18 protein-coding genes and 1 riboswitch are annotated in these 23243 nt (G+C 45.5%); of the genes, 4 read left to right on the forward strand and 14 right to left on the reverse strand.

Annotated elements, in window-relative coordinates:
- Positions 1–82 precede the first annotated feature (82 nt).
- The 6 genes from HQQ92_RS05970 to panB all read right to left on the reverse strand — a co-directional run bounded on the left by HQQ92_RS05970 (position 83) and on the right by panB (position 6630).
- Positions 83–2449 carry a YjbH domain-containing protein gene (locus tag HQQ92_RS05970; RefSeq protein WP_173243896.1) on the reverse strand — a complete coding sequence of 789 codons (2367 nt, stop codon included), beginning with the start codon at positions 2447–2449 and terminating at the stop codon, positions 83–85.
- Positions 2449–3234, reverse strand: coding sequence for a capsule biosynthesis GfcC family protein (locus tag HQQ92_RS05975; RefSeq protein ID WP_173243899.1), 786 nt, complete (start codon positions 3232–3234; stop codon positions 2449–2451). The genes HQQ92_RS05970 and HQQ92_RS05975 overlap by 1 nt, the downstream gene beginning before the upstream one ends.
- 10 nt (positions 3235–3244) lie before the next feature.
- Positions 3245–3952, reverse strand: coding sequence for a YjbF family lipoprotein (locus HQQ92_RS05980; protein ID WP_173243902.1), 708 nt, complete (start codon positions 3950–3952; stop codon positions 3245–3247).
- A gap of 143 nt (positions 3953–4095) precedes the next feature.
- Entirely contained in the window at positions 4096–4344 is a 249-nt protein-coding gene (locus HQQ92_RS05985) for a hypothetical protein (RefSeq protein ID WP_173243905.1), read from the reverse strand.
- Between the two features lie 182 nt (positions 4345–4526).
- Positions 4527–5651: a patatin-like phospholipase family protein gene (locus HQQ92_RS05990; RefSeq protein ID WP_028761134.1), complete on the reverse strand. Its 1125-nt coding sequence runs from the start codon at positions 5649–5651 to the stop codon at positions 4527–4529.
- Between the two features lie 136 nt (positions 5652–5787).
- The gene (gene panB, locus HQQ92_RS05995; RefSeq protein WP_173243908.1) at positions 5788–6630 is read right to left on the reverse strand and encodes a 3-methyl-2-oxobutanoate hydroxymethyltransferase; all 843 of its coding nucleotides are present in this window, start codon (positions 6628–6630) and stop codon (positions 5788–5790) included.
- Between the two features lie 186 nt (positions 6631–6816).
- On the opposite strand from panB, the gene HQQ92_RS06000 reads away from it, so the two are divergent.
- Positions 6817–7773, forward strand: coding sequence for a helix-turn-helix domain-containing protein (locus HQQ92_RS06000; RefSeq protein WP_173243911.1), 957 nt, complete (start codon positions 6817–6819; stop codon positions 7771–7773).
- A 72-nt stretch (positions 7774–7845) separates the two neighbouring features.
- On the opposite strand, the gene HQQ92_RS06005 is transcribed toward HQQ92_RS06000, so the two are convergent.
- The 7 genes from HQQ92_RS06005 to HQQ92_RS06035 all read right to left on the reverse strand — a co-directional run bounded on the left by HQQ92_RS06005 (position 7846) and on the right by HQQ92_RS06035 (position 16842).
- Complete coding sequence (locus HQQ92_RS06005) at positions 7846–9561, reverse strand: proline--tRNA ligase (protein WP_173243914.1); 1716 nt, start codon at positions 9559–9561, stop codon at positions 7846–7848.
- Between the two features lie 234 nt (positions 9562–9795).
- The gene (locus HQQ92_RS06010; protein WP_028761130.1) at positions 9796–10425 is read right to left on the reverse strand and encodes a DapH/DapD/GlmU-related protein; all 630 of its coding nucleotides are present in this window, start codon (positions 10423–10425) and stop codon (positions 9796–9798) included.
- On the reverse strand, positions 10426–11160 hold the full coding sequence (gene tsaA, locus HQQ92_RS06015) for a tRNA (N6-threonylcarbamoyladenosine(37)-N6)-methyltransferase TrmO (protein ID WP_028761129.1): 735 nt from the start codon (positions 11158–11160) through the stop codon (positions 10426–10428).
- Positions 11161–11338: 178 nt separating this feature from the next.
- Positions 11339–11719 carry an Rcs stress response system protein RcsF gene (rcsF, locus tag HQQ92_RS06020; RefSeq protein WP_028761128.1) on the reverse strand — a complete coding sequence of 127 codons (381 nt, stop codon included), beginning with the start codon at positions 11717–11719 and terminating at the stop codon, positions 11339–11341.
- A 78-nt stretch (positions 11720–11797) separates the two neighbouring features.
- Positions 11798–13144 carry an amidohydrolase family protein gene (locus HQQ92_RS06025; RefSeq protein WP_173243917.1) on the reverse strand — a complete coding sequence of 449 codons (1347 nt, stop codon included), beginning with the start codon at positions 13142–13144 and terminating at the stop codon, positions 11798–11800.
- A complete protein-coding gene (locus HQQ92_RS06030) occupies positions 13144–16233 on the reverse strand; it encodes an amidohydrolase family protein (RefSeq protein WP_173243920.1) in 3090 nt (1029 codons plus the stop codon). Before HQQ92_RS06030 ends, HQQ92_RS06025 begins: the two co-directional genes overlap by 1 nt.
- Positions 16234–16449: 216 nt before the next feature.
- Positions 16450–16842, reverse strand: a complete 393-nt coding sequence (locus HQQ92_RS06035; RefSeq protein WP_028761125.1) for an H-NS family nucleoid-associated regulatory protein — start codon at positions 16840–16842, stop codon at positions 16450–16452.
- Between the two features lie 311 nt (positions 16843–17153).
- Here HQQ92_RS06035 and HQQ92_RS06040 point away from each other — a divergent pair, with 311 nt between their 5' ends.
- The 3 genes from HQQ92_RS06040 to HQQ92_RS06050 all read left to right on the forward strand — a co-directional run bounded on the left by HQQ92_RS06040 (position 17154) and on the right by HQQ92_RS06050 (position 20769).
- Positions 17154–17903 carry an electron transfer flavoprotein subunit beta/FixA family protein gene (locus tag HQQ92_RS06040; protein ID WP_028761124.1) on the forward strand — a complete coding sequence of 250 codons (750 nt, stop codon included), beginning with the start codon at positions 17154–17156 and terminating at the stop codon, positions 17901–17903.
- Positions 17903–18829: an electron transfer flavoprotein subunit alpha/FixB family protein gene (locus tag HQQ92_RS06045; protein WP_131523133.1), complete on the forward strand. Its 927-nt coding sequence runs from the start codon at positions 17903–17905 to the stop codon at positions 18827–18829. The genes HQQ92_RS06040 and HQQ92_RS06045 overlap by 1 nt, the downstream gene beginning before the upstream one ends.
- Positions 18830–18924: 95 nt before the next feature.
- Positions 18925–19121, forward strand: a riboswitch (Lysine riboswitch).
- A gap of 79 nt (positions 19122–19200) precedes the next feature.
- Positions 19201–20769 (forward strand): Na+/H+ antiporter NhaC family protein, encoded by a 1569-nt coding sequence (locus HQQ92_RS06050; protein ID WP_028761122.1) that lies wholly within the window; start codon positions 19201–19203, stop codon positions 20767–20769.
- 144 nt (positions 20770–20913) lie between these two features.
- Here the strand turns inward: HQQ92_RS06050 and HQQ92_RS06055 are convergent, their stop codons facing one another.
- On the reverse strand, positions 20914–23064 hold the full coding sequence (locus HQQ92_RS06055) for a M3 family metallopeptidase (protein WP_173243923.1): 2151 nt from the start codon (positions 23062–23064) through the stop codon (positions 20914–20916).
- Positions 23065–23243 lie beyond the last annotated feature (179 nt).

A 23243-nucleotide genomic window follows, 5' to 3' on the forward strand; every position in this document is an offset into this window, starting at 1 on the left:
ACTATTGTAAGTTAGTCCTAATGGCAGAAAACAAAACGGGCAAGAATTATCTTGCCCGTTTTGAGGTTTAGCTGCGTACTAACTATTTAATGGGGTCTACACTGGGTCTGGTATACCAAGGTGACCGCGCATCAGTCATATCAAATAAGTTGTATTTACGACCAAGCATTTGGCCACCGTCACGGGTCAACGGCATCCAAGAGAGGAAGCCACGGCTTTGAGTCGGTCTAATTGTCATTAAATCGAATGGGATCGAAATATAGAATCCCTTGGTAAAGCTACCTTCACCGTATTCTTCTGCCGACAAGTTAGTCTTAGTCGCAAATGCACCGACGATAACGCCACTATCAAACTGTTTTGAGAAATCGACAGTTATGCCTTTGTCCTCGGTAAGATATTGGCCTGCACTGACTTTTAGCAAGGTATTCGGGAACCACTTTGGCTGGTAATAAGCGGTCGCATGTCCTGTCACTACGCCTGTCTGCACTCGATAGGCGCGATTGGTCAGTGGGTCAAACTGATTTTCATCCTCGAAGAAACCAAACATGCTGTCAGGATCTCTTTGTTTCGCATAGTTAACATCAAAACCGAATGCCCATTCACTGTTTAGCGGTCGATAAAGGAATTCGGTACCTACTCCGCCATACATCATCTCTAAATAACCACCATAGGCTTGATAGGAGATGTTATCGCTCAGATTATCCATCCAAGTTAGCTGTAAGTTAGTCGCTCTGACCGTTGAGTCATGGACATATTGACGAATAAGCGTTCTTACGCGTTTTAAGTCGGTACCATCAGGTGGAACATCGTACAAAAATTTATCGTAGTTATCATAGAGATTCAAATAAAGTGATCCCGAAAGTTCCAAGCGATCATTAAATCGATACGCTGCACTGCCAGTAACACCTATGTTGAACATATAGAAACCTTCTGAACCACCGAAGGATTGCACCATAGTGGGGGCAATATCAAAACTTAATTTATCCAACCAATCCTCATGGGATTGGGTTACTAATGTTCCTTGAGGCGACCTTGGTACACTGATTTCTGTGCTATCCGCCATATCTGCATTGATATAACCATAGGTAGCTACTTGAGCGAATTTATCAGCGTCGATATGTGTCTCTGTTATCGGCTGCTTATAACGGGTTTCAATAAGACGATATTCAGTAATTATCTGCTTGTTCGTGTTATTTGCCAGTATCGTCGCCGCTCTATGGTGGGCTTCTTTACGGTCCATATACTTTACTTGATCTGCAACCACGGTCACGATGTGATTATCAAGATAGATTTTTGGATTGTCGTAACCAGCGATAGTACTAAGCTCAGTCGCTACTCTGTCCCAATCAGTTTGGCTGGGCATTTCAGCGTGGATAGTCGTGTTTGTAACCGGTTCTGACTTTGATGACTCAGTTGTTACTAATGGCTGAGTTGTTACCGTTGAAATAGCCGTATCGGTAGAGGATTGTGCTGTTTCTTCTGTACCGTCATGCGTTACTCTTTTACCCGACATAGGTACTGCTGCTATAGGTTTATATTTCTCTGCAGGAGTATCACGTTTAATTTGTCGTAAGTCATTGAAGTTAGTTTGCAGGCTAACACCTAACGTCCAAGTATTACCACGCTCATAGCTTAGGTGGAAATCACTCCAGCTTGTTGCTCGGTAGAGTAAGCCATAGTTAAATTTACTGTCTTGTGACATATCGACGCCACCACCAGTGACGGGGAAATCTGCTAGATAATCATTTCCATCATATTCTACTTTTACTCGTAAAGGTTCCCACGGCGTTTGATATTCAATACCGCCATATAATGCCGCACAGCCTTTAAACCAACGTTGGTAGTCGACAGTTCCACCTTTTCCTCCAAAAGATGTGTCTCGATCACAATTATCATTAAGATCTTTTTTATCCGAAGTCAGGTTACCGCTATTTCCTATATAGCCCCAGCCTATCCCTAAGGTAAAGTCGACTGGACCAACACGTTTAGTGGCCGCAATAAACTCGCCATCAAATAAGCCTGTACCGCCAAAATCTCTTATACCAATAGAAGTTTCTGGTAACCAGTAACTTTCTTCCACTAGACGGACTTTAAAATCGATACCTTTATCAGTGTACTTGGTGTTACCGCTGAAACTCGGATCGTTACTGTAGAGTAGATCTTGTACTTGGGTATAACGAACCGTAGTTTCAAACCAAGGGAATAATTGCACTGAAGCTGAAAAATGCTGGTATTCAGAGTTATAAGTTGTTGCAAAATTAAACTCACCCTCAGGAGCCATACGTCCTGTAGGCATTTGCATTAATCCTACACCACCAAAGTCCGATTGTGAGGCTAAGAGTGGAGGATAGCTAAATTCATCGGCTTGGACATGGAATAAAGGGAAAAGAGCCAGAGCAATAGCTGAAAGTTTACTTAACGTAAGATTAGAATGGGTAGCGTTATTCATTACAGAGCCCGATTCCTTAATAATTCAATAATATTGGCGTTCAATGTGCTGTAGTCTTCTACTAAGTCTGAAAATTCAACATAAAGCACAGCTCCTGGAGCAATATCTTGCGCTTGAGCATTCCAATAGGCTATTGGTTGTTTTAGTGCTTTACCATCTGGTTGAACTATCCATACGAAGCTATTATCAGCGTTTTCTAATGGAATCGCTTTCGCTAAATAGTCTTTACTATTTTTATTGACTTGCCATTCAAAACTTCCCGCTTTAGCTACTGCACCCATGACAAGTACTGTCGTAGGTCTCTGAGGTAAGATAAGTTCGAAACGGCCATCAATTAGAGGGTTGTATGAGTCATTTATCCTAATTAGATCAGGATGTAATGGCTGCATTACGCGCTGTCCAAGCTTGATTTGTCGTAAAAACTGCGCAAGTTTTGCAAGCTTTGCTGTATAGATACTGTCATCTGCAGCTTGACCCATTTGTGCTAGTTGGGACAGGGTTTCTTTGCGCTTAGCTTCTAAAGCGGCAGTGTTTTGGATATCGAGTAGTGCTGCACCCAACCAATAAATAGGGGTTATCTCTTTATGATTGTTTTTATTATGTATTTGAAGTTGTGGTAAGCCGTCCAGTACTACTTTATCAAGACGAATCGATGTTGGATAAAGTAATTCAACTTGTGCATCTTGGTTTGACGACGTTGTAACTAACAATTGGGTTTCAGCCTGAGCTACTGTCGCTAAAACAGAACTGAGCAGTAGCCCTAAGGGCATTAAATAGGATCTCATTGGGACTCCACTAAGACGCAAATGGCTTGAGTAATGTAATTTCGATAAAAGGCTGATTTGGAGCAATTTTTTGACGACTCTTAATCACATGACCTGTTTCTGGTATGAGCCAAAATTCATTTTGATACTGAATATTGAGATTATCTACCGAAACTGATTCAAGGTAATGTAGCGCTTGGGTTGGAGTATCGTTGATGAGAATGTTTTCTTTAGCAATAAAACTAAAATGTGAATTTACGCGGTAGCCAAAGTGATATCCGGGTTGCCAATCAATCGTTCGAGTCCATGTTTTGGGAGTGCTATCTAAATGTAAGCCTAAGAGTATAGGATCTGGCTCATTGCTTTCTACTGCAATTAAATCACCTGTTAATAGGTTGCTCGTCCTAACCAATCGTCCATTTATTGTTACTAACATGGCTTTATCTGCAGAGAGCCATTTTAACTCTGTTATTGCAGGAGTCGGTGGCAGCGTTAAGGTGAACTTAGGCTCTGCAAGTGCAAGTACAATGAACGCTTGAGGTATACCATCGATTCGAGCATAGATACTGGCATAGGGGATATTATTAACTTGCTGTTCCGACAATTGAGTATCTTTGTCACCGATAAAGGCTAACTTCAAAGTATCGTTAAGTGCGCTGATTCTTTGGCTACAAGCGGTTGTGTTTACTAACACAATCGAGATTGTCAGTAGTGACAGTAATTTTTTATATATACGCATCCGAGTTGCTTATTCTCAATTAGGATTAAATAGCGAATTTAAAGAGGTATCAGACAGATTTCAAGTTATGAAATTAACTTTGTAAACACTCAAAAAAAACAACCGCCCATAAGGCGGCTGTTTAAAAGCATACTAACAATAGCTTAGTTACCAGTGCCTGTAGTTGTACCTGTGCCAGTACCTGTGTTGGTAATTGGGTTACCATCAGAACTGTTAGAGATAACAACTGCGCCAGCAATTGCAGCAGCAGCAGCTACGCTACCAGCAACGATAACACCAGTACTAGTGCTTGCAGCAGTACCAGTACCTGCAGCTTCGCCTTCAACTGCATTTGCAGCCATAGAGCTGAATGCTGTGATTGCAACGATAAGTGCTAGTGAAGTTTTTTTCATCGTGATTCCCTTTTTGAAAAAATGTGCATGATTTTTTGATAATCTAGTACAGCATAGTAAGCGATGCAAACAAAATTATCAATGTTAAATCCATCTTCTTCCTCATGCGAAAGTTTGAATTTCGGCACTAATATTATCCATTTTGCATGATTTTTAGTGAAGAAACTGATTAAGTCGTTAGCTTATTTTAAGCAAAAGAAATCTTTAAGTTCATCGATTTTTTCCATGGCATCTTTATAGCCTAAGTCGATTAAAGCGCTGGTATACGTTTTTTCGAAGAGTAGGTAGGACACAATACTTGAGTCTGATTGCCTGTCTATACCGATGAAGCCGAGTAAGGTTTTAACGGCCCATGGCATGTCATCATAGAAGCGGGCAGCAATTTTGCTGAGATCTTCGCTAGGTTTGATGACTAGGGCTTTAATCGGATGCAAGGCGAGTTTGTTACGGCTTGACTCAGGAATCAGGCTTAAAGTGTTATTGATCCTTTCTAGTCTCTCAAGGTCGCTATTTAAGGTATCTGAAAAGATGGTATCGAGCAGATGACCCGCTATTGTCGCTGTTTTTGGGTGATATTCTAGTTCCATAGGAAAGTGCTTGTGCGGGCTCTCTAAGTTAATGACTAAGAGTTTTTCGGCGCCTAAATGAATAGGGCTTGAGAGCGGTGCTAGCTGATGGACTGAACCATCACCATAATAGGCTTGGTTGAGTTTAATGGATGGAAATACCATAGGGATTGCCGAACTGGCGAGTAGGTGCTCGGTATTGAGCATGATACGTTCGCCACTGCGACGGGCACGGGTCCAGTTTTCGATTTCTTTCGCGGCTTGGAAAAAGGTCACTGAGCGAGAGTTATTATAACAAGAGGCATCCACACTCAGTGCCGTCAGTGAGCCATTACGGATATTACGGTCGATACGTTTAAAGTCGATAAGCTCATTGAGTAAGCCTCTTAGCGGATCATTATCGAGCAGACTGCCTGCATCGGTATTGACCTTATCATCTTGCATGCCTTTGAGGGCCATTTTCGTTAGATGGCTGAGAACGCCTGTGATCGAAGCTCGGTAGACTTTTCGAGTTTCAAAGTGACGCCAAACCCATTCGAGTTTTCTGACACCAAGGTGAAAGCAAGAGGCATGGGTAGCGATAGCGGTGCCATTGATGGCACCCGCAGAGGTTCCGCAAATAATTTTAAAGGGAATACCATGATTGCGTGGATAAAGCTGGACCAGTGCTTTTAACACGCCGACTTGGTAGGCCGCCCTAGCGCCGCCACCGCCTAAGACTAATGCAGTTGATGTAGGCAATCTTCAGACTCAATTTATTGTTTTAATAGTTTTATTAAAGCAACGCCCCCCTATAAAAAGCAAGTCGGTAGACTCAATTAGTTGTAAATTTCGATTTATCGTTTATTCGATTGCTGGAACATTTCGCTTTAGACAATTAATCCGCTGTAACTTTGGTCGTTTTGCTGAGGCCAAAGCAATGCTCCGATGCTGGAAACTCACCCGTCCTCACTTCTTGGGCATATTGGGCGCAGGCCTTAGTGATCAATGATCCTAAGTCGATATAGCGTTTAGCAAATTTAGGCGTGTAGTCAGAAAATAAGCCTAAGATATCCTCAGTCACGAGCACTTGACCATCGCAGGCGGGTGAGGCGCCAATGCCTATGACTGGGATTGAGACTCCTGCCGTAACTGTGCGCGCCGCGAGCTCGGATGTGCCTTCAATCAGTATGCTAAAAGCGCCTGCTTGCTCAAAGTCTTTCGCTAAACTAACGAGGGCTTCGATGGCGGCGGCATCCCTTGCTTGGGTTTTAAATCCACCCAATTGATTCACGTGTTGCGGCATTAATCCTATGTGTGGCATCACAGGGATCCCTCGCTGGGTTAAAAAACGAGTGGTGTCGAGCATCTCTGCGCTACCCTCGAGTTTTACCGCCTGCGCGCCTGTGCGTATTAATACTTGGCTGGCATGTCTGAAGGCTTGCTGAGGCGATACTTGATAACTCCCAAAGGGCATATCGATAATAACGCAGGCATGTGCTGCGCCGCGAGTGACAGCAAGACCATGATTAATCATCATTTCTAAGGTAACCCCGAGTGTAGAGTCTTGCCCATAAACCACCATGCCGACGGAGTCGCCGACGATAATCATATCCACATGGGGATCGATCAGTTCTGCCATCGGCTTTTCATAGGCGGTGAGAGCAACTATGGGGGTTTTACCTTTCATTTTTTGTAATGTAACGGGCGTTACGCGGTTTTTATCCATGTGGATACTCATGTCATCTCCAATTTATTCAGTCTGATATGACATGTTAGCGTTTGCTGCTTTGGCTTAGGCTCGATAGATTGACTTAATGTCTAGATAAAAAGACACTTATTTACAAAAGGTGCTTCTAAACAAAGAGGCGCTTCTATAGGGAAGAGGCTCGATAATACGAAAAGAAGCTTCGATATAAAAATCACTTTGGGCGATAACATCTTGAATCAAGTCACTGACACGCATTTATCCCAGCTGCATATTACTCAGTACACGCAGGTCGCACCTTCACGTTTAGCCGCCGCAGGGCTAAGTGCCTCCATCATGTTGCTTAAGCGAACACTCAAGCCGTTTGAACATGTGCAGCGCCATAGTCATTCCTGGGGACAGGTCATTTATGCCAGTCAAGGCGTGTTGAGTGTGATCACGCCTGCGGGGCGTTACATTGTGCCGCCTGAGCAAGCGGTGTGGGTGCCTCCCTTTGTCGATCATGAGGTTATCGCGCTAGGTCAGGTGCAATTGAGTAGTCTGTATTTGGATGAAACCCGGATAGGCGGGTTTCCACCCGACTGTACTTGTTTGAGTGTGAAGCCTGTTTTGCAGTTATTACTGCAAGAGGTTAATGCCTTAGTGAAGAGTGAGGCTGGGCTAATTGATCCCGATTTTAAGGATCGCGTCATGCGGCTCTTGATGGTGATCCGTGATTTTATGGTACTCGCCCCTAAGGTCGCCTTGGATTTACCTTATCCTAGGGATAAAAAATTACTGCGCATTACCGAGGCTTTGCTTGCCGATCCAAGTGAGCAACGTACTTTGGTGGATTGGCAGCGGGAGGTCGGTGCCTCTGCCCGCACGTTAGCGAGATTATTTAAACAGCAAACAGGGCTGAGTTATAGTCAATGGTTGCAAAGGCTTAGATTGCAGGTGGCGATTCAAATGCTCAGCCGAGGTGAATCTGTGCTCACTACAGCGTTATCCTTAGGTTATGCCTCGGGTTCAGCCTTTGGTTATATGTTTAGGCAGTTGATGGGCGTCGCTCCGAGTCAGTACCTGTTAGCACAAAATACCTTGCCAAAAATACAGTGCCCAAAATACAGCGGTAAACAGCTGCATATAAAAAGTCATGTCGCGAGTGAGCGGCGACAGTCAATAAAAGTCCAATAAAAAACGCACTTAAGCTGGGCTCAAGTGCGTTTCGTTTTTGATCTTCAGCTTGTCTACATTTCGCGTTGAGGATTAGCCTTTAACTGCGTTTTTCAGGAAGTCGAGCAGTTGATCGAATGGAATATCTTGTTTTTCACCGGTGCGGCGGTTTTTGTATTCAAATACGCCAGCATCGATATTGCGATCGCCGATCACCACTGTATGTGGGATACCAATCAGTTCCATATCGGCGAACATCACGCCTGGACGCTCTTTACGATCATCCAATAACACTTCGATACCTGCTTCGTTTAAGTCTTTGTATAACTGCTCGGCGATATCGGTGACGCGGTGCGATTTGTGCATGTTCATTGGCAGAATGCCCACGCTAAATGGTGCAATCGCTTCTGGCCAAATGATGCCACGGTCATCGAAGTTTTGTTCGATGGCTGCTGCCACAATACGGCTCACGCCGACACCGTAACAACCCATCAGTAGCACCTGTGACTTGCCATTTTCGTCAAGTACAGTCGCGTTCATCGATTTAGAATAGTTAGTGCCCAGTTGGAAAATATGGCCCACTTCGATACCGCGAGCCATAGCATAAGTGCCTGAACCATCAGGTGTTGGCTCGCCTTCGACTACGTTACGGATGTCGGCAACTTGCGCTGTCGGCAGATCGCGTTCCCAGTTGATACCAAAATAGTGTTGGTCATCAACGTTAGCACCGGCGGCAAAATCGCTCATGACGCTAACGCTGTGATCGATAACGATAGGGATTTTAAGACCGATAGGGCCAAGTGAACCAGGACCTGCGCCGATGGCGTCACGGATCAGCGCTTCTGGCGCCATTTCCAATGGTGATGCGACTAAGTCTAACTTGTCGGCTTTGACTTCGTTGAGTTCATGGTCGCCACGAACGATTAACGCCACTAGCGGAGCGGCTTCGGTCGCACCTTTAACGATCAAGGTTTTGACTGTTTTAGTGATATCCAAACCAAACTGCTCAACTAATTCCGCAATGGTCTTCGCATTTGGGGTATCGACTAAACGCAATGCTTCAGTGGCTGCGCCGCGGGGTGCAGTTGGCATAGGTGATTCGGCTTTCTCAATGTTAGCTGCATAATCGCTGCCCGTTGAGTAAGCAATTAAATCTTCACCGCTTTGTGCTAGCACGTGGAACTCGTGTGACATGCTGCCACCGATTGAACCCGTATCAGCTAAAACTGGGCGGAAAGCTAAGCCCATGCGCGATAGAATGTTGCTATAGGCTGTGTACATAGCCTCATAGGTTTCATTCATGGTATCGACGTCAAGGTGGAAAGAGTAGGCGTCTTTCATCAAGAATTCGCGTGAGCGCATCATGCCAAAACGTGGACGAACTTCGTCACGGAATTTGGTTTGAATTTGGTAAAGGTTCAGTGGTAATTGCTTGTATGAGCTGACTTCTTTACGAATGAGATCTGTGATCACTTCTTCGTGGGTTGGCCCCAGTACGAAGTCGCGATTGTGACGATCTTTAAAGCGCAGCAGCTCGGGACCAAACTTTTCCCAACGACCCGTTTCTACCCACAAGTCTGCCGGTTGTACCATAGGCATTAGAATTTCAATTGCACCGGCTTTGTTCATTTCTTCACGAACAATGGCTTCGACTTTACGCAGTACACGTAAGCCCGTGGGGAGGTAGCTATAAAGGCCCGACGCATTACGACGGATCATGCCCGCACGTAACATTAATTGATGACTAATGACTTCTGCGTTGGCAGGAGTTTCTTTCTGTGTTGATAGCAGGTACTTGCTGACGCGCATTACCGATGTCCAAATTTGAGTTGAATGGTCGCCATTTTATCACCTGCTTTGGTGATGTCACCTAGGGATTTAGGTTAAATTCAACTAGCTGGGAGATAAATAGCATTTTTTGATGCTGGATAACGGATAACGGATAACGGATAACGGATAACGGATAACGGATAACGCAAGGAAGAGCGCTGCGCTGTTAGAGCGTGACTTCGTCACTGCTAGTATCAAGATAATCCTTACTGCTTACTTATCCCGTCTATCACCAATCACTTTGGCGGGGTTGCCAGCCACGATCGCCCAGTCGGGTACATCTTTCGTCACTATGCTGCCCATGCCGACCACAGCGTGATCGCCAATGGTCACACCATCGACTATGCCTGCCTGAGCGCCAATCCACACATCTTGGCCAATAACAATGCCTTTGGAGTTGGCGGCTTGTTGATAGATGGGAGTATCTGGCGCCATGCCATGGTTAAAGGCGTAAAGGGTGACATTATTGGCGATGCGGGTTTGATTGCCTATCTGAATCCCGACCCTGCCGCCATCGAAGGAGCAGCCATGATTAATCGCCACTTCGTCCCCTAGCGTGATAGGCCCATGTAAGAAACAGTCAGCGGCGATCATGCAGCGATTACCCATGCGGATATCACGATTGGGTTCGGCAAATAACTGAGCTTCGGGGGCGATAAAACAGTGCTCGCCGATAGTTACCGTTTCGAGGGCGCAAAGTCTTGCTTGAATATCATCTTGCCAAGGTTTAGCCCAGATTAAATGTTTCTCTTTTAAAGAAAAATACAGCCACGGCATCCAAGAGAGCCGCTTTTTATGCTGGTTTTGATAATCAGGTTTTGATGTAGGCGTTGGCGCAGACATTTAGCCAGATTTCCCCGGTTTGAGTTCCAATACTAAGATATATTCTTGGTCATTATCATCGACCGCCATATGCCAGAATACATCTAAATCATAGAGGGCGACTTGGTATAACTTAGGATCGTCCTTGGCTTTTTTGTAGGCGGGACGTGGATCTTGGCCGAGCACTCCGCGAATAAGTACGGCTAAATCTGTGTAGGTTTCCTGCTCTGCGTAACGCTCAATCTGTGTCTTAGCATGGTCAGAATACACCACTGAAATCAGTTTAGGCGCGTCTTGGGCAATGCCGCCAACAGCATCGGTAATAGAATCTGAAAAAGGAATGTATGGCTTAATATCAATTATCGGTGTGCCATCGAGCAGATCCATACCGGAAATTTCGAGGCACACTTTGCCCTTGCGCTGCACTACACCGTGCAATTTCACTACAGACTGACCTATACCATTGGGGCGAAAAGTGGAGCGAGTGGCGAACACGCCGAGTTTTTCATTGCCGCCTAAACGCGGCGGGCGCACTGTGGTTTTCCAACCTTGGGCAAGATTCTCATGGAAGCAAAACAGTAACCAGAGATGGGAATATTGCTCTATGCCACGTACCGCATCGATATGATTCACATGGGGCTCGAGCTCGACATAACCACGCGCTTCAACAAGTCCGGGTTGTCTTGGAATGCCAAATTTTTGTTTATAGGGCGTGCGGCATGTTGCCACTGCGATAATTTGGTTGGTAAATGTCATGCAAAAAATTACCTAAAGGGTAAGTATAACAACCGCCTAAGCTCATTATTAAGGCCCATCTTTGTGCGCTAATAATGCAGCGTTGGTCACGAAGCGTTAGCCATTAAGCGGTTGATAGGGGCAATCTTAGAACACTATAGGATCACGCCGCGAGCAGTATGCTTAATATGCGTGAGGCTTACTCTGTTGTAGCCGTTTTTACTGCTTGACCAACGCATAATGCGCGGCTGATACAACCTTGGGCAGCTTCTTCAAATATGACACATTGCTTGATGATAATGCCGTTAGCCCCTTTATCTGCGGCATTGCGACGGGCTTCGGTTCTGGCATCGGCAAGCGACGCGGGCGCACCGCTGGTATCGGCCTGACAGGACTCACCTTCGACCAATCCTTTTAACTCATAATGACCTTTAGGCAAGGTATCACCTTCATAAAGGACGACATCGGATGCCTTGAAATAGTCATTAATCGCCTCACTGTCCAAATTACTGTTAAAACTGTAGTCGCTTGCACAGGCACTGAGCAGGAGCACTAATGCACTTGAGAGGATAATTTTCATGGTTTGACCTGAGGTTGAGGAGAAAACTGCGCAGCCTTGGTAGGCTGCGCCGATGCGATATTATTATCTGAGCAAATTCTACCGCTTAAGGTACTTTTGATAAAGCTGCTGATGGCGATTATTCAGATCTATCTGCCGCCCTTCAATCCAAATAGCTTCGATCTTATTGGTCATAGGGTCGAGAATGTCCCCCTCGGACAGCACGACACTGCCTTGGTATCCCACCGCTATCGCACCTAAATCTTCCACACCTAACAGTTTTGCGGCATCTAAGGTGATGGACTTAAGTGCTTGTTCAGGCGTTAAACCATAAGCGGCGCTGTAACCTGCGGCGTAGGGGAGGTTACGGCTATTCCAGTCCGATGAGAACCCAAGGGCGAAGGGAATATCTGCATTGGCGAGTAAATATGGGATCTTAAAGGGTAAATCGACTGGCTCATCTTTACGTTTAGGGAGACTCAAGGTATGAGGGTAAATGACCCCAGCTTTAACTTCCCTTAGGCTTGAGTCCAAACGCCATGCATCGTATCCGCCGACAATTACCAGTTTGAATTGGTATTTTTTCGTCAAGGCGATCACTTGCTCAATTTGGCCAACACTGTCGGCATGGGCAAACAGTGTCGCTTTGCCTTGGTATAGCGGCAGCATAGCCTGCCAGCGCAGGTTGTTAGTCGCAGACTGTGGATCTTCATTCTGGTTTTTGTCTTTGCCGCTGGCCTTATCACTTAAGAAATAGCGATAGCCATCTTCAAAGGTGATATTGAGCTTGTCGATCGCCTGCTGATTTTTCTCGATGGCCTTGGCTTTCTCTTTTTCATCTTCTGGCATGCGTTTGATTTGCGGCCAATAGACATGGAACTGTCCAGCACTTGGTGTCATCGCATCTTCAATCGTCCATGCATCGAGATCCACCAGTACCGATTGTCCTGCTAACCCATCACCGCTCGGAACGATTTGTGCGTGGGTAATGCCGTTGTAACGTATGGTCGGGATGAGCTCCGAATCCGCATTGTAAGCTGTGGCCGTGCTGATCTGCGGATTGATATAACCCACCTCGGCGTTATCAACTGTTGGGCGGCTCATTTCAATTTCGACTAAGCCTAAACTGGTGTCTAGGGCGATTAAGCCCGGATACAAGTGTTTACCGCTGGCATCGACGACTTGAGTGTCACTGATTTCTGCGGTTGCACTGTTGGTTTGGCTGGTGAGTTGGGGCCCAACGGCCGTGATCTTGCCATTTTCAATTAAGACGTCTGTGTTGCTGAGCACGCCTTGAGTGACTGTGTGCACAGTGGCGTTTTTAATCAGTACGCTGCGGCTTTGTTTAGGCGTAGGCACAATATCGCTTGCCATAGCTGGGGCCTGCGTGGTGCAAATTGCGCCGAGTAGCGCCACAAACAAAACGGTTTTAGATAAATGTTGCATTATTTGGCTCCCTCATGAGCGTGGCCCCATGCCTGATAGTGGGTGTCGCAGTGCCACTGTGGCTCGTTGAGTGGCGTGATTTTTTCACCCGCTTTAGTTTGGTCATCACTGCTGAGAATTTTTTGGATAAGTGCGGCGCGCTCGTTCACCACAGCTTGTTGGGCAACTTGGTCTTGGTCGCGGTCAAAATAGCGTTTTCCTTCAACCCATGCCTGCGTCACTTTGGCGTAAATAGACAGAGGCTCTGCGTTCCAGAGTACGACATCGGCCATTTTTCCTGGGGTGAGTGAACCCACAAATTCATCGACTCTTAATTGTTTAGCCGGATTGATAGTGACCATGTTCCAAGCATCTTCCTTCGACATATTGCAATACATCATAGACTTAGCCGCTTCTTGGTTGAGTCTGCGCTGCATTTCATAATCGTCTGAGTTAATGCTGGTGGTCACCCCCTTGTTTTGCATCAGACAAGCGTTTTGCGGAATCGCATCATACACCTCAAACTTATAGGCCCACCAATCGGCAAAGGTCGATGCGCCAGCACCATGGGCAGCCAGTTCACTCGCCACTTTGTAACCTTCGAGCACATGGGTAAAGGTTTGTACTTTAAAGTGATAGGCCTCGGCCAAGCGGATAAACATCAGGATTTCTGACTGTACATAGGAATGAATATGTACGTCGCGTTGCTGGTTTAATACTTCGGCGACCGCCTGCAGACGATAACTTGGACGCGGGGCGATGGTTTTCTTTTTATCGCTGGAGCGCAGATTATCATAGGTTTTTAACGCCTTTTCATAGGCGATAGCAGCGTCGAAGGTTTCTTCAAATAAGGCTTTTACTCCCATGCGAGTCTGGGGGAAGCGCTGAACAAATTTCTCGCCCCAGTTACTCTGTTTGACGTTTTCACCTAAAGCAAATTTGATACTGGCGGGCGCGTTAACAAATTTGAGTTGTTCGGCCGACTCGCCCCATTTCATTTTGATCAGTTGTGATTGGCCACCGATAGGGTTGGCGCTACCGTGGAGTAATTGCGCGCTGGTGACTCCACCCGCTAAGGCCCGATAGATTGAAATATCGTCGGGATTAATAATATCGCCAATGCGTACCTCAGAAGTCACAGCATCCGTGCCTTCGTTAGTGCCACCATTAATGGCGATATGCGAGTGTTCATCGACTATGCCGGCGGTGAGATGTTTACCTGTTGCATCGAGGACTTGATAACCTGATGGTGTACTTAATTGTTGGCCAATTTTTTCGATGCGGCCATTGGCCATCAAGAGATCAGCATGTTCGAGAATACCTTGTTTATCCGATGTCCACAGGGTGGCATTTTTGATATGTAGCTTCTCCACCTTAGGTGCTTCGCTCAGTCCGTAAGCGACGTTAGGGAAGGTGAGGTGACTCACTAGGCTCGTGCTGGCTTCATTCTTGGGAGCATTATTGCTTGTTTGGTCTGCTTTTTTGAGCTTTGCAGTTTGAGTTAAAGCGACACCGGCAACATTTGTAGTGCGACTTTTTGCATCGACCATACGACCTTGAATGCCGTCATCGGCCATCCACAGCGTAAAGCGGCTAAGGCCGTTAATGCCTGCGGCGCTCAAATCGGCAGTAAAGCTCAATCTTCCGTTATCATCTAACTTAAGTTGAGTGAGTGAGATACTTTGTTCGCCACTGCTTAAATTACCTTGGATGTTGGGTTTATCACTTTTACTTTCATCATGTAGCGATAAATCTAGCGTGAGGTTATTGAGGCTTAATTGGTAATCTCCCAGTAATCGTGCTTGGGGAAGTGAGCGCAGACTTTGCTCCTGACCTTGCAACCAAACACTGTAGATCTGGCCATCTTTAAAGATATTGCCTTTAGTGATAACAAAGTCAGCCATATAACCGGGCGCGAGTTTACCGGTAAAGTCGGCGGTGCCTGTCATCTCTGCGGCTTGGGTGGTGAGTGCCGCGAGAGCGTTTTCTTCACTTAAACCTTGGGCAATGGCTTGGCGTAGGCGCGGCCAGAAGGCATCGGTCTTAATCCCAAACTGCGTTAACGCAAAGGGGATACCTGCGTTAGCTACCGCCGCAGGGTTGGTTGGTGCACGTTCCCACTGTCTTAAATCCGCCAGTGACACTTCACGATCAGCGTCATCTGTCCCTACATCGGGCGCCTGCGGATAGTTTAAAGGTAAGATCAACGGATAGTTCAGCGCCTTTAACTCATTGATGCGTGAGTATTCTTGACCATTACCAAGTAGGTTGGCTGGCAGTTTATGTTCTTTGAGTAAATGGGCTGCACGTAATTGGTCGTTGAGATTTTTGGTTTCAAAGATAATTTGCTTATCGGCTAAATTATCTAAACGCTCAAAGGCAATATTAAATTCGACTTGATTGTTTATTGCGCCATTGGCAGGTTTGTTTTTATTTTGGTTATACCAATTTGCATCGGCAAAGGTTTGCCTAATAAGTGCAATGCTGCCCATTAATGATGAGGGATAATCTTGTTCAGACGAACCTTTATCAAATGCCATAAAAGGTTGACTGCGGGCGCGATAAATCACTTCATTAGCCGTTTTGTCTGCTAATGAAAGGCTGACACCCGTCCCACGGAAGATACCGTCGAGTTTGCTACTTTGCACACTGGTGAAACCATTATTAATCCACTCTTTTGCGCGTTCTTTATTGGGGTAAATGTAATTAAACCATTCTTTTTCAGAATGAATTGCACCATTTTCCGCATTACCACCGATACGCTTTATATCATAGACGGGGCGAGTGAGCTTAAGTTTGGGATATTCGAACTCAATCCCATAATCAGTAAAAGGATCGATAAATCCGGGATAAATTGTATAACCACTCAAATCGATTCTAAATGCGCCAGCGGGAATGTCGTTGTGCTCAATAATGGCTTTAATTCGATTATTTTCAATTAATAAAGTGGCATCGCTTAAACGCTTTCCCGGGGCAATAATTAATTCAGCATGGGTAAATGCAGTGAGTTTACTGGATGTTGTTCCAGTATTGAGTTGGGCAAATGTTGTTTGTGATACTAAGCTAGCGATTATGCTGCAGCTTATCATTATCTTATTGTTTATCTGCATTATTTTATTCAATCGAGTGAGGGTGAACAAAGAGTAACTGAAAGCAGATGTAAATACTAAGGCTGAATTGTAACGTAATTTGAGCGGGAGTGAGGTGCGGAATTAACGGCTGTCGTTTAAGTTTGAAACGATTGATGGATATAAAAAAGCTCGCAAATAATGCGAGCTTTTATGCAAACTGGTGTTGGCAAATTAGCGCCATCACACTTGGTTGGATTAGATTAAGAAATCTTCCATAGAACGACCTTTGTTGATCTCGTTCTTAAATACGGTAGGCATACGGCCTTGGCCAGTCCATTGAACCATTTCACCGTCAACTTCAATTTGGTATTTGGCTGGACGAGGAGCGCGTTTCTTTGCAGCAGCTTTAACAGCTACGCCACCTAAGTCATCAATTGATAAACCAACGGCTTCCATTTGTTGACGGATTTCTTCAATCTTAGCATTACGAGCTGCCATGGCTTGTTCTTCTTCCTCAGCCATAGACTCGCGTTCTACTAAAATTTTATCTAATTTGTCGGCTAAATCACGTAACTCTTCAACGCTAAGTTCTTTTACTGCAGCTTTAAAACGACGGCCGTGAGTTAATATCTCTAAAAATTCGCTCATATCTATTTTCGTCCCACTCTATTTTTTAATACAGGATAATGGTGAACAACACCTAAATGATAGAAACTAATATAGCTCGAATCAAATAAAATTATGCGTTTTAAGGAAATTAAATATTATTTATTTTTTGAACTTTTCTTATTCCCTCAAATAAGTGTCCAAAAAAGTGGCCGTTGCAGCGGATTAAAAAATACAAACAGGCGTTTGACTTTGGTTGACGTTAACGTTAACAGGACGTAAAGTTGCTCTATCCTGCATTGGTATTAACCAATGTTTTGTCCATGTACATGAAAGTGTAGGAAGGAAACCCTATGAAAGTATTGGTGCCCGTTAAGCGCGTTGTTGATGCCAATGTGAAGGTCAGGGTCAAAGCTGACAATACAAGTGTTGACACTGCAAACCTAAAAATGGCGTTGAACCCTTTTTGTGAAATCGCAGTAGAAGAAGCGGTTCGTTTAAAAGAAGCGGGTAGCGCTACTGAAGTGGTTGTTGTCAGTATTGGTAATAAAGCCGTGCAAGAACAACTGCGTACCGCGCTTGCATTAGGCGCAGATCGTGCAATTCATATCGATACTGAAGAAGAGCTCGTGCCAGTGTCTATCGCCAAATTGCTCAAAGCGGTACAAGACAAAGAACAAGCAGAGCTGGTGATTTTTGGTAAGCAATCCATCGATGGTGATAATAACCAAACTGGCCAAATGTTTGCCGCGTTAATGGATATGCCACAGGCGACCTTTGCTTCAGAAATCAAATTAGAAGCGAATACATTACAAGTCACCCGTGAAATTGACGGCGGCATGCAAACTCTCAAGCTGCCTTTACCTGCTGTCGTGACCGCTGATCTACGTTTGAACGAACCCCGTTACGCTTCACTACCTAACATAATGAAAGCCAAGCGTAAGCCATTAGAAGTATTTACTGTGGCAGACTTAGGCGTGACGTTAAAGAGTCACCAAACGATTGTGAAGGTCACTCCGCCAGCTGAACGTAAAGCGGGCATCATGGTAGCGTCGGTAGCTGAGCTAGTTGAAAAGTTAAAAAATGAAGCGAAGGTGATCTAATGGCCATTTTAGTATTAGCTGAACATGATAATGCTGCACTGAAACTCGATACGGCAAAAATTGTTACCGCCGCCCGTGCCATAGGCGATGAAGTACATGTCTTAGTTGCGGGTCACCAATGTGGCGCGGTTGTCCAAGCGGCGCAGGCACTACAAGGTGTTAGCCAAGTACTCGTTGCTGATGCCAGCGTGTATGAAGCGCATTTAGCGGAAAATTTTGCCAAATTGCTGGTGGACTTAGCGCCAAACTATGGTCACATTCTGGCCTCGGCTTCAAGTTTAGGTAAGGATACGCTTCCGCGCGTTGCAGCATTATTAGATGTCGCGCAAATCTCAGAAGTTATTACCGTCGTCAATGCCGATACCTTTGTGCGCCCTGTGTATGCGGGTAACGCCTTAGCGACAGTGCAAAGCCATGATGCCATTAAAGTGATAACAGTGCGCGCCAGTGCGTTTGACGCTGCGCCAGAAGGTAACAGTGCGGCTGTGACGACACTTGATAAAGTGTTTGAAGCGAGAACTCAGTTTGTTTCTCAATCGCTGACAGTTTCTGCCCGTCCAGAGTTAGGCAATGCTGGCATTATCGTATCTGGCGGCCGAGGCATGGGCAGTGGTGAAAACTTCGGTATGTTAGAGCAACTTGCTGACAAGCTCGGTGCAGCCGTTGGCGCATCACGCGCTGCAGTTGACGCAGGTTTTGTGCCTAACGATTTACAAGTGGGTCAAACCGGTAAAATCGTTGCGCCAAACTTGTATATTGCCGTCGGTATTTCTGGCGCGATTCAACATTTAGCCGGCATGAAAGACGCTAAAGTCATCGTTGCAATCAACAAAGATCCTGAAGCGCCGATTTTTCAAGTTGCCGATTATGGACTCGTTGCAGATCTGTTTGAGGCGGTTCCTGAGCTGATTACAAGTCTCAGTTGATTTTATCTGTGATCTAGGTCACATTAAGTGGCTTTGCGGTAGCATCTGCTAAGCCGCTTATGTTTTTATGTGCCTCACGCCCGTGCAAGGGCGTTCTTAGAAGTAGAGGCGCGCCAAATATTAGTAGTGATCAGTAGGGTGATTCCGTTGATCGATTGCGAAAGGATTTGGTGCCGAAGTGGTTCGATTTATCACGATCAACTGCTGGGGTTGTACCTAATAGGTGCAGCACTGCCATAGTATTTTCCGATATGGATATTGGGAATAGTTACTATGGAGCGCTACTGATAGGACAGGTGACCTTGGGTATCTATTGCCTTTTCCCACCAGTTCAGTCGCCCTCCATTCGTATTTAACGAAGATAATAATCAATGACTGTTATGAATTATGCCGATTCGGCACTTTCCTTGTTGCCGCCTGCGGTGGCTATCGTGTTGGCGATCTTGACTCGCCGTGTACTGCTTTCTTTGGGGTTAGGTATTTTAATTGGTGCTTTATTGCTCAATCAATTTTCACCTTTAGCAACGGGTGAGTTTGTATTTAATGGCGTTAAAGGGCTTTTTTGGACTGATAAAGGTCTAAATTCGTGGAACTTATATATTCTCGGTTTCTTAATTGTACTGGGAATGATCACAGCGTTAATTACCGTAAGTGGCAGCGCGCGGGCTTTTGCCGATTGGGCTCGTTTACATATACGTAATAAACGTGACGCTAAACTATTGACCATGTTTTTAGGTTGCGTAGTTTTTATTGATGATTATTTCAATAGTTTAGTTGTTGGTTCGGTCGCTCGACCTGTTACTGATCGTTATTATGTTTCCCGCGCTAAGTTAGCTTATTTATTAGATTCTACTGCGGCGCCTGTGTGCGTTATTTCTCCAGTTTCGAGCTGGGGTGCTTATATTATCGCACTCATTGGCGGGATATTAACTGCCCATGGTTTTGCTGATACAGGTCATTTGAGTATTTTTATTCAAATGATTCCAATGAACTTTTACGCAATCTTCTCCTTGTTATTATTACTTTTTGTTGTCTTTATGGGATTAGATGTTGGGCCAATGCGTGAGCATGAGCTCAATGCCCAACGTGGTAATTTATACGATGAGTCTAAAGGATTACCGCCTGGGGCGAACGCGGATTTACCTGAAGCCGAAACCGGTAAGATTTTAGGTCTATTTCTGCCGATTACCGTGTTGGTATTTGCAACCCTCTATTTTATGATTAACAGTGGCGCTCAAGTACTCGCGGCGGAAGGGATTGAATTTAATATTATTTCTGCTTTTGAGAAAACCGATGTCAGTTCATCACTTTTCTTTGGTGCATTAATTGGTCTAGCGGTTTCGCTGATATTGAATTTAGTGCAAGGCGTTGAGAAATTGATGATAGTCAAAGGTATAGTGCAGGGCGCTCGCTCTATGCTGCCGGCGATTTACATCCTGTTATTTGCTTGGACAATCGCAGGGGTGATTGGTCAACTCGAAACCGGTAAGTTTATGGCGAGTTTAGCAACAGGAAATATTCCGTTCGCGTTTTTACCCGCCTTAATGTTTGTGCTAGCAGGTATTACTGCGTTCTCAACCGGTACTAGCTGGGGTACGTTCGGGATCATGTTGCCGATTGCTGCTGATATGGCTATGGGAAGTCACACAGGCATGATGTTGCCTATGCTTGCCTCTGTGCTGGCGGGGGCTGTATTTGGCGATCACTGTTCACCAATTTCCGACACGACTATCTTGTCGTCTACGGGCGCCAGTTGCCACCACATTGACCATGTGGTGACTCAGCTACCTTATGCACTCATTGCGGCGTTTATTAGCTTAGTGGGTTATGTGGCACTTGGATTTACCGAGTCTGTTGTCGCGGGTTTAGTGGCTTGTAGTGTGGCATTTGTGATTAGTATTATCGTACTTAAAATCAAATCTAAAGGCGCAATTAGCTAGACGTTAATTGAAACCTTTCACTGCAAACGTTCACGTCAAATAAGTCAAAATAAATCAGCCAGCATTATGCTGGCTGATTTTTTTGGTTAAGGCTGAGTTTGTCTTTATCTTTAGCCTATCGCATTAAGGCTACCAACTCTTAGCTTAGCGTGCTTGATCTAGACCGCGGCGTTTAAGTAAGCCTTCCGTGGTTGGTTCTTGTCCGCGGAAGTTTTTGTAGGCGTCCATTGGCGCTATGCTATTACCCACTTCACGGATCGTTTTGCGGTACTTCATGCCGATTTCACGATTGAGCCCACCTTGGGTTTGTACATACGCAAACGCATCCGCCGCTAAAATCTCACTCCACATATAAGCGTAATAACTTGCCGAGTAACCGCCGGGGAAGGCGTGGGCAAAATAGGTCGACTTATAACGCGGAGGTACGGCACTGATGTTTAAGCCGTGCTTTTTCAGGGCATTGGCTTCAAAGGTTGGTACATCTTGCAGCGGCGTCTCTGGGCTTAATGAATGCCATTCCATGTCTACTAATGCGGCGGCCATGTATTCCAGAGTGTCAAAGCCTTGGTTGAAGCTGCCAGATTTCAGCAGTTTTTGCAGCAGTTCATCGGGAATGGGTTTGCCCGTTTCGTGGTGTTTCGCGTAGTTCGCTAACACTTTTGGATGGGCGGCCCAATCTTCTTCAAACGTCGATGGAAATTCGACAAAGTCGCGTGAAACCGAGGTACCCGCCAGACTTGGATAAGTCACTTTAGAGAACATGCCGTGGGTGCCGTGACCCATTTCATGGAACATAGTGGTGACTTCGTTATAGCTGACGAATGTAGGTTGACCTTCGGGCGCTTTCTTTATGTTCATCACGTTGACGACCACAGGTTTAGTGCCTTCGAGGAAGGATTGACCGACGAACGAACTCATCCAAGCGCCACCACGTTTACCTTCACGGGCAAAATAGTCGGCGTAGAAAATGGCCATGCTTGATCCATCGGCATTAAACATTTCGTAGGCTTTTACATCGGGATGGTAAACCGGTAAATCTGGGCGTGGTTTTAAGGTGACGCCATAGAGTTCTTTGAGTGTGTAGAATACGCCGTCTTCGAGCACGCGGTTAAATTCGAAGTATGGGCGAATGCTATTGGCATCGAGAGCGTATTTTTCTTGGCGGACTTTTTCTGCGTAAAACTCCCAGTCCCACGGTGCCAGTTCAAATTTCCCACCGGTTTTAGTGATCATCGCTTGAATGTCGGCCGCTTCTTTCTCTGTGTTAGCAACTACCGCAGGCACCATTGAACCAAACATGCTGTAAACCGCTTCGGGTGTTTTGGCCATTTGCGGTGCTAATCGATAACTTGCCCAGTTTTCATAGCCTAATAGTGTTGCGCGCTCGGCTCTGAGTTTCGCTAAACGAGATACGAGTGACGCAGTTTCGTTTTCACCAGTTAAGCCACGGTTCGCTGAGGCTTCCCAAATACGCTGGCGTAGCTCACGGTTTTCCAGTGATGCCAACACAGGTTGGCGAGTGGTGTTGGTTATGTTAATCAGATACTTGCCATCGTGACCGGCCGCTTTGGCATCGTTCGCGGCTGAAGCTATTTCACCGTCGGTTAATCCAGCAAGTTCACTTTTTGAATCCACCACAACGGCGATTTCTTTGGTTAAGCGTAATAAACGCTGAGAGAACTCATTCGTTAGTGTTGATTGTTCTTCATTTAACGCGCGGATTTTAACTTTTTGTTCATCGGTAAGTTTAGCGCCAGCCATGATAAAGCGTTGGTGATATACCTCAACCAAACGTACGGCTTCTGGGGTTAACCCTAAGTTAGTGCGGTCGTTATAGATGGCTTCGATACGGGAAAATAGCGCTGGGTTTAAGTTGATATTATCTGAGTGGGCCGCCATTTTTGGCGCCATTTCCCCTTGGATTTTACGCAGTTCTGGATTGCTGTTTGACCCTGCTAAATTATAAAACACGCTTGATGCACGGTTGAGTAGGGCGCCGCTTTTCTCCATAGCCACAATCGTATTATCGAAGGTTGCTGCTGCCGGATTATTGGCTATTGCGATAATTTCTTGGTACTGCTCTGCCATGCCTTGCTCTAGGGCTGGCGCGAAGTGCTCATTCTTGATGAGGCTAAAATCAGGGGCTTGATATTGCAGGTTACTGGCTTGGAACAGCGGGTTTTGGGTTTGTACCGAGATAACGTTAGGTGCTTTAGTTTCTGTGCTGCTGCAACCTGCCATGAATCCGGCGGTGAGAGTGGCGCCGATGGCGATGGCAATAAAACTTTTACGCATAATTGAGTGACTTCCTTTGAATTGTTGTTTTTTTAGGACTGTAACGTTAGTAACTTAAATAGGACTGAAAATGGCTTGTTATCGGGTAATGTCTAAGTAAAAAAGGAGCCTCGCATTAGCGAGACTCCTTTGGCTATTTCCTTGCAGGGAAAATAGGTACCGCTTTTTACTTACTTCTT

Origin of the sequence: Shewanella sp. DC2-4, assembly GCF_013248875.1 — a bacterium.
In the GTDB taxonomy this organism is placed as follows: Bacteria; Pseudomonadota; Gammaproteobacteria; order Enterobacterales; family Shewanellaceae; genus Shewanella; species Shewanella oncorhynchi.

Bases quoted from the DNA above. Each gene is read 5' to 3' on its own strand.
- HQQ92_RS05970 (WP_173243896.1), bottom strand. From the start codon at position 2,449: ATGAATAACGCTACCCATTCTAATCTTACGTTAAGTAAACTTTCAGCT.
- HQQ92_RS05975 (WP_173243899.1), bottom strand. From the start codon at position 3,234: ATGAGATCCTATTTAATGCCCTTAGGGCTACTGCTCAGTTCTGTTTTA.
- HQQ92_RS05980 (WP_173243902.1), bottom strand. From the start codon at position 3,952: ATGCGTATATATAAAAAATTACTGTCACTACTGACAATCTCGATTGTG.
- HQQ92_RS05985 (WP_173243905.1), bottom strand. From the start codon at position 4,344: ATGAAAAAAACTTCACTAGCACTTATCGTTGCAATCACAGCATTCAGC.
- panB (WP_173243908.1), bottom strand. From the start codon at position 6,630: ATGAGTATCCACATGGATAAAAACCGCGTAACGCCCGTTACATTACAA.
- HQQ92_RS06005 (WP_173243914.1), bottom strand. From the start codon at position 9,561: ATGCGCGTCAGCAAGTACCTGCTATCAACACAGAAAGAAACTCCTGCC.
- HQQ92_RS06010 (WP_028761130.1), bottom strand. From the start codon at position 10,425: ATGTCTGCGCCAACGCCTACATCAAAACCTGATTATCAAAACCAGCAT.
- tsaA (WP_028761129.1), bottom strand. From the start codon at position 11,160: ATGACATTTACCAACCAAATTATCGCAGTGGCAACATGCCGCACGCCC.
- rcsF (WP_028761128.1), bottom strand. From the start codon at position 11,719: ATGAAAATTATCCTCTCAAGTGCATTAGTGCTCCTGCTCAGTGCCTGT.
- HQQ92_RS06025 (WP_173243917.1), bottom strand. From the start codon at position 13,144: ATGCAACATTTATCTAAAACCGTTTTGTTTGTGGCGCTACTCGGCGCA.
- HQQ92_RS06030 (WP_173243920.1), bottom strand. From the start codon at position 16,233: ATGCAGATAAACAATAAGATAATGATAAGCTGCAGCATAATCGCTAGC.
- HQQ92_RS06035 (WP_028761125.1), bottom strand. From the start codon at position 16,842: ATGAGCGAATTTTTAGAGATATTAACTCACGGCCGTCGTTTTAAAGCT.
- HQQ92_RS06040 (WP_028761124.1), top strand. From the start codon at position 17,154: ATGAAAGTATTGGTGCCCGTTAAGCGCGTTGTTGATGCCAATGTGAAG.
- HQQ92_RS06045 (WP_131523133.1), top strand. From the start codon at position 17,903: ATGGCCATTTTAGTATTAGCTGAACATGATAATGCTGCACTGAAACTC.
- HQQ92_RS06050 (WP_028761122.1), top strand. From the start codon at position 19,201: ATGACTGTTATGAATTATGCCGATTCGGCACTTTCCTTGTTGCCGCCT.
- HQQ92_RS06055 (WP_173243923.1), bottom strand. From the start codon at position 23,064: ATGCGTAAAAGTTTTATTGCCATCGCCATCGGCGCCACTCTCACCGCC.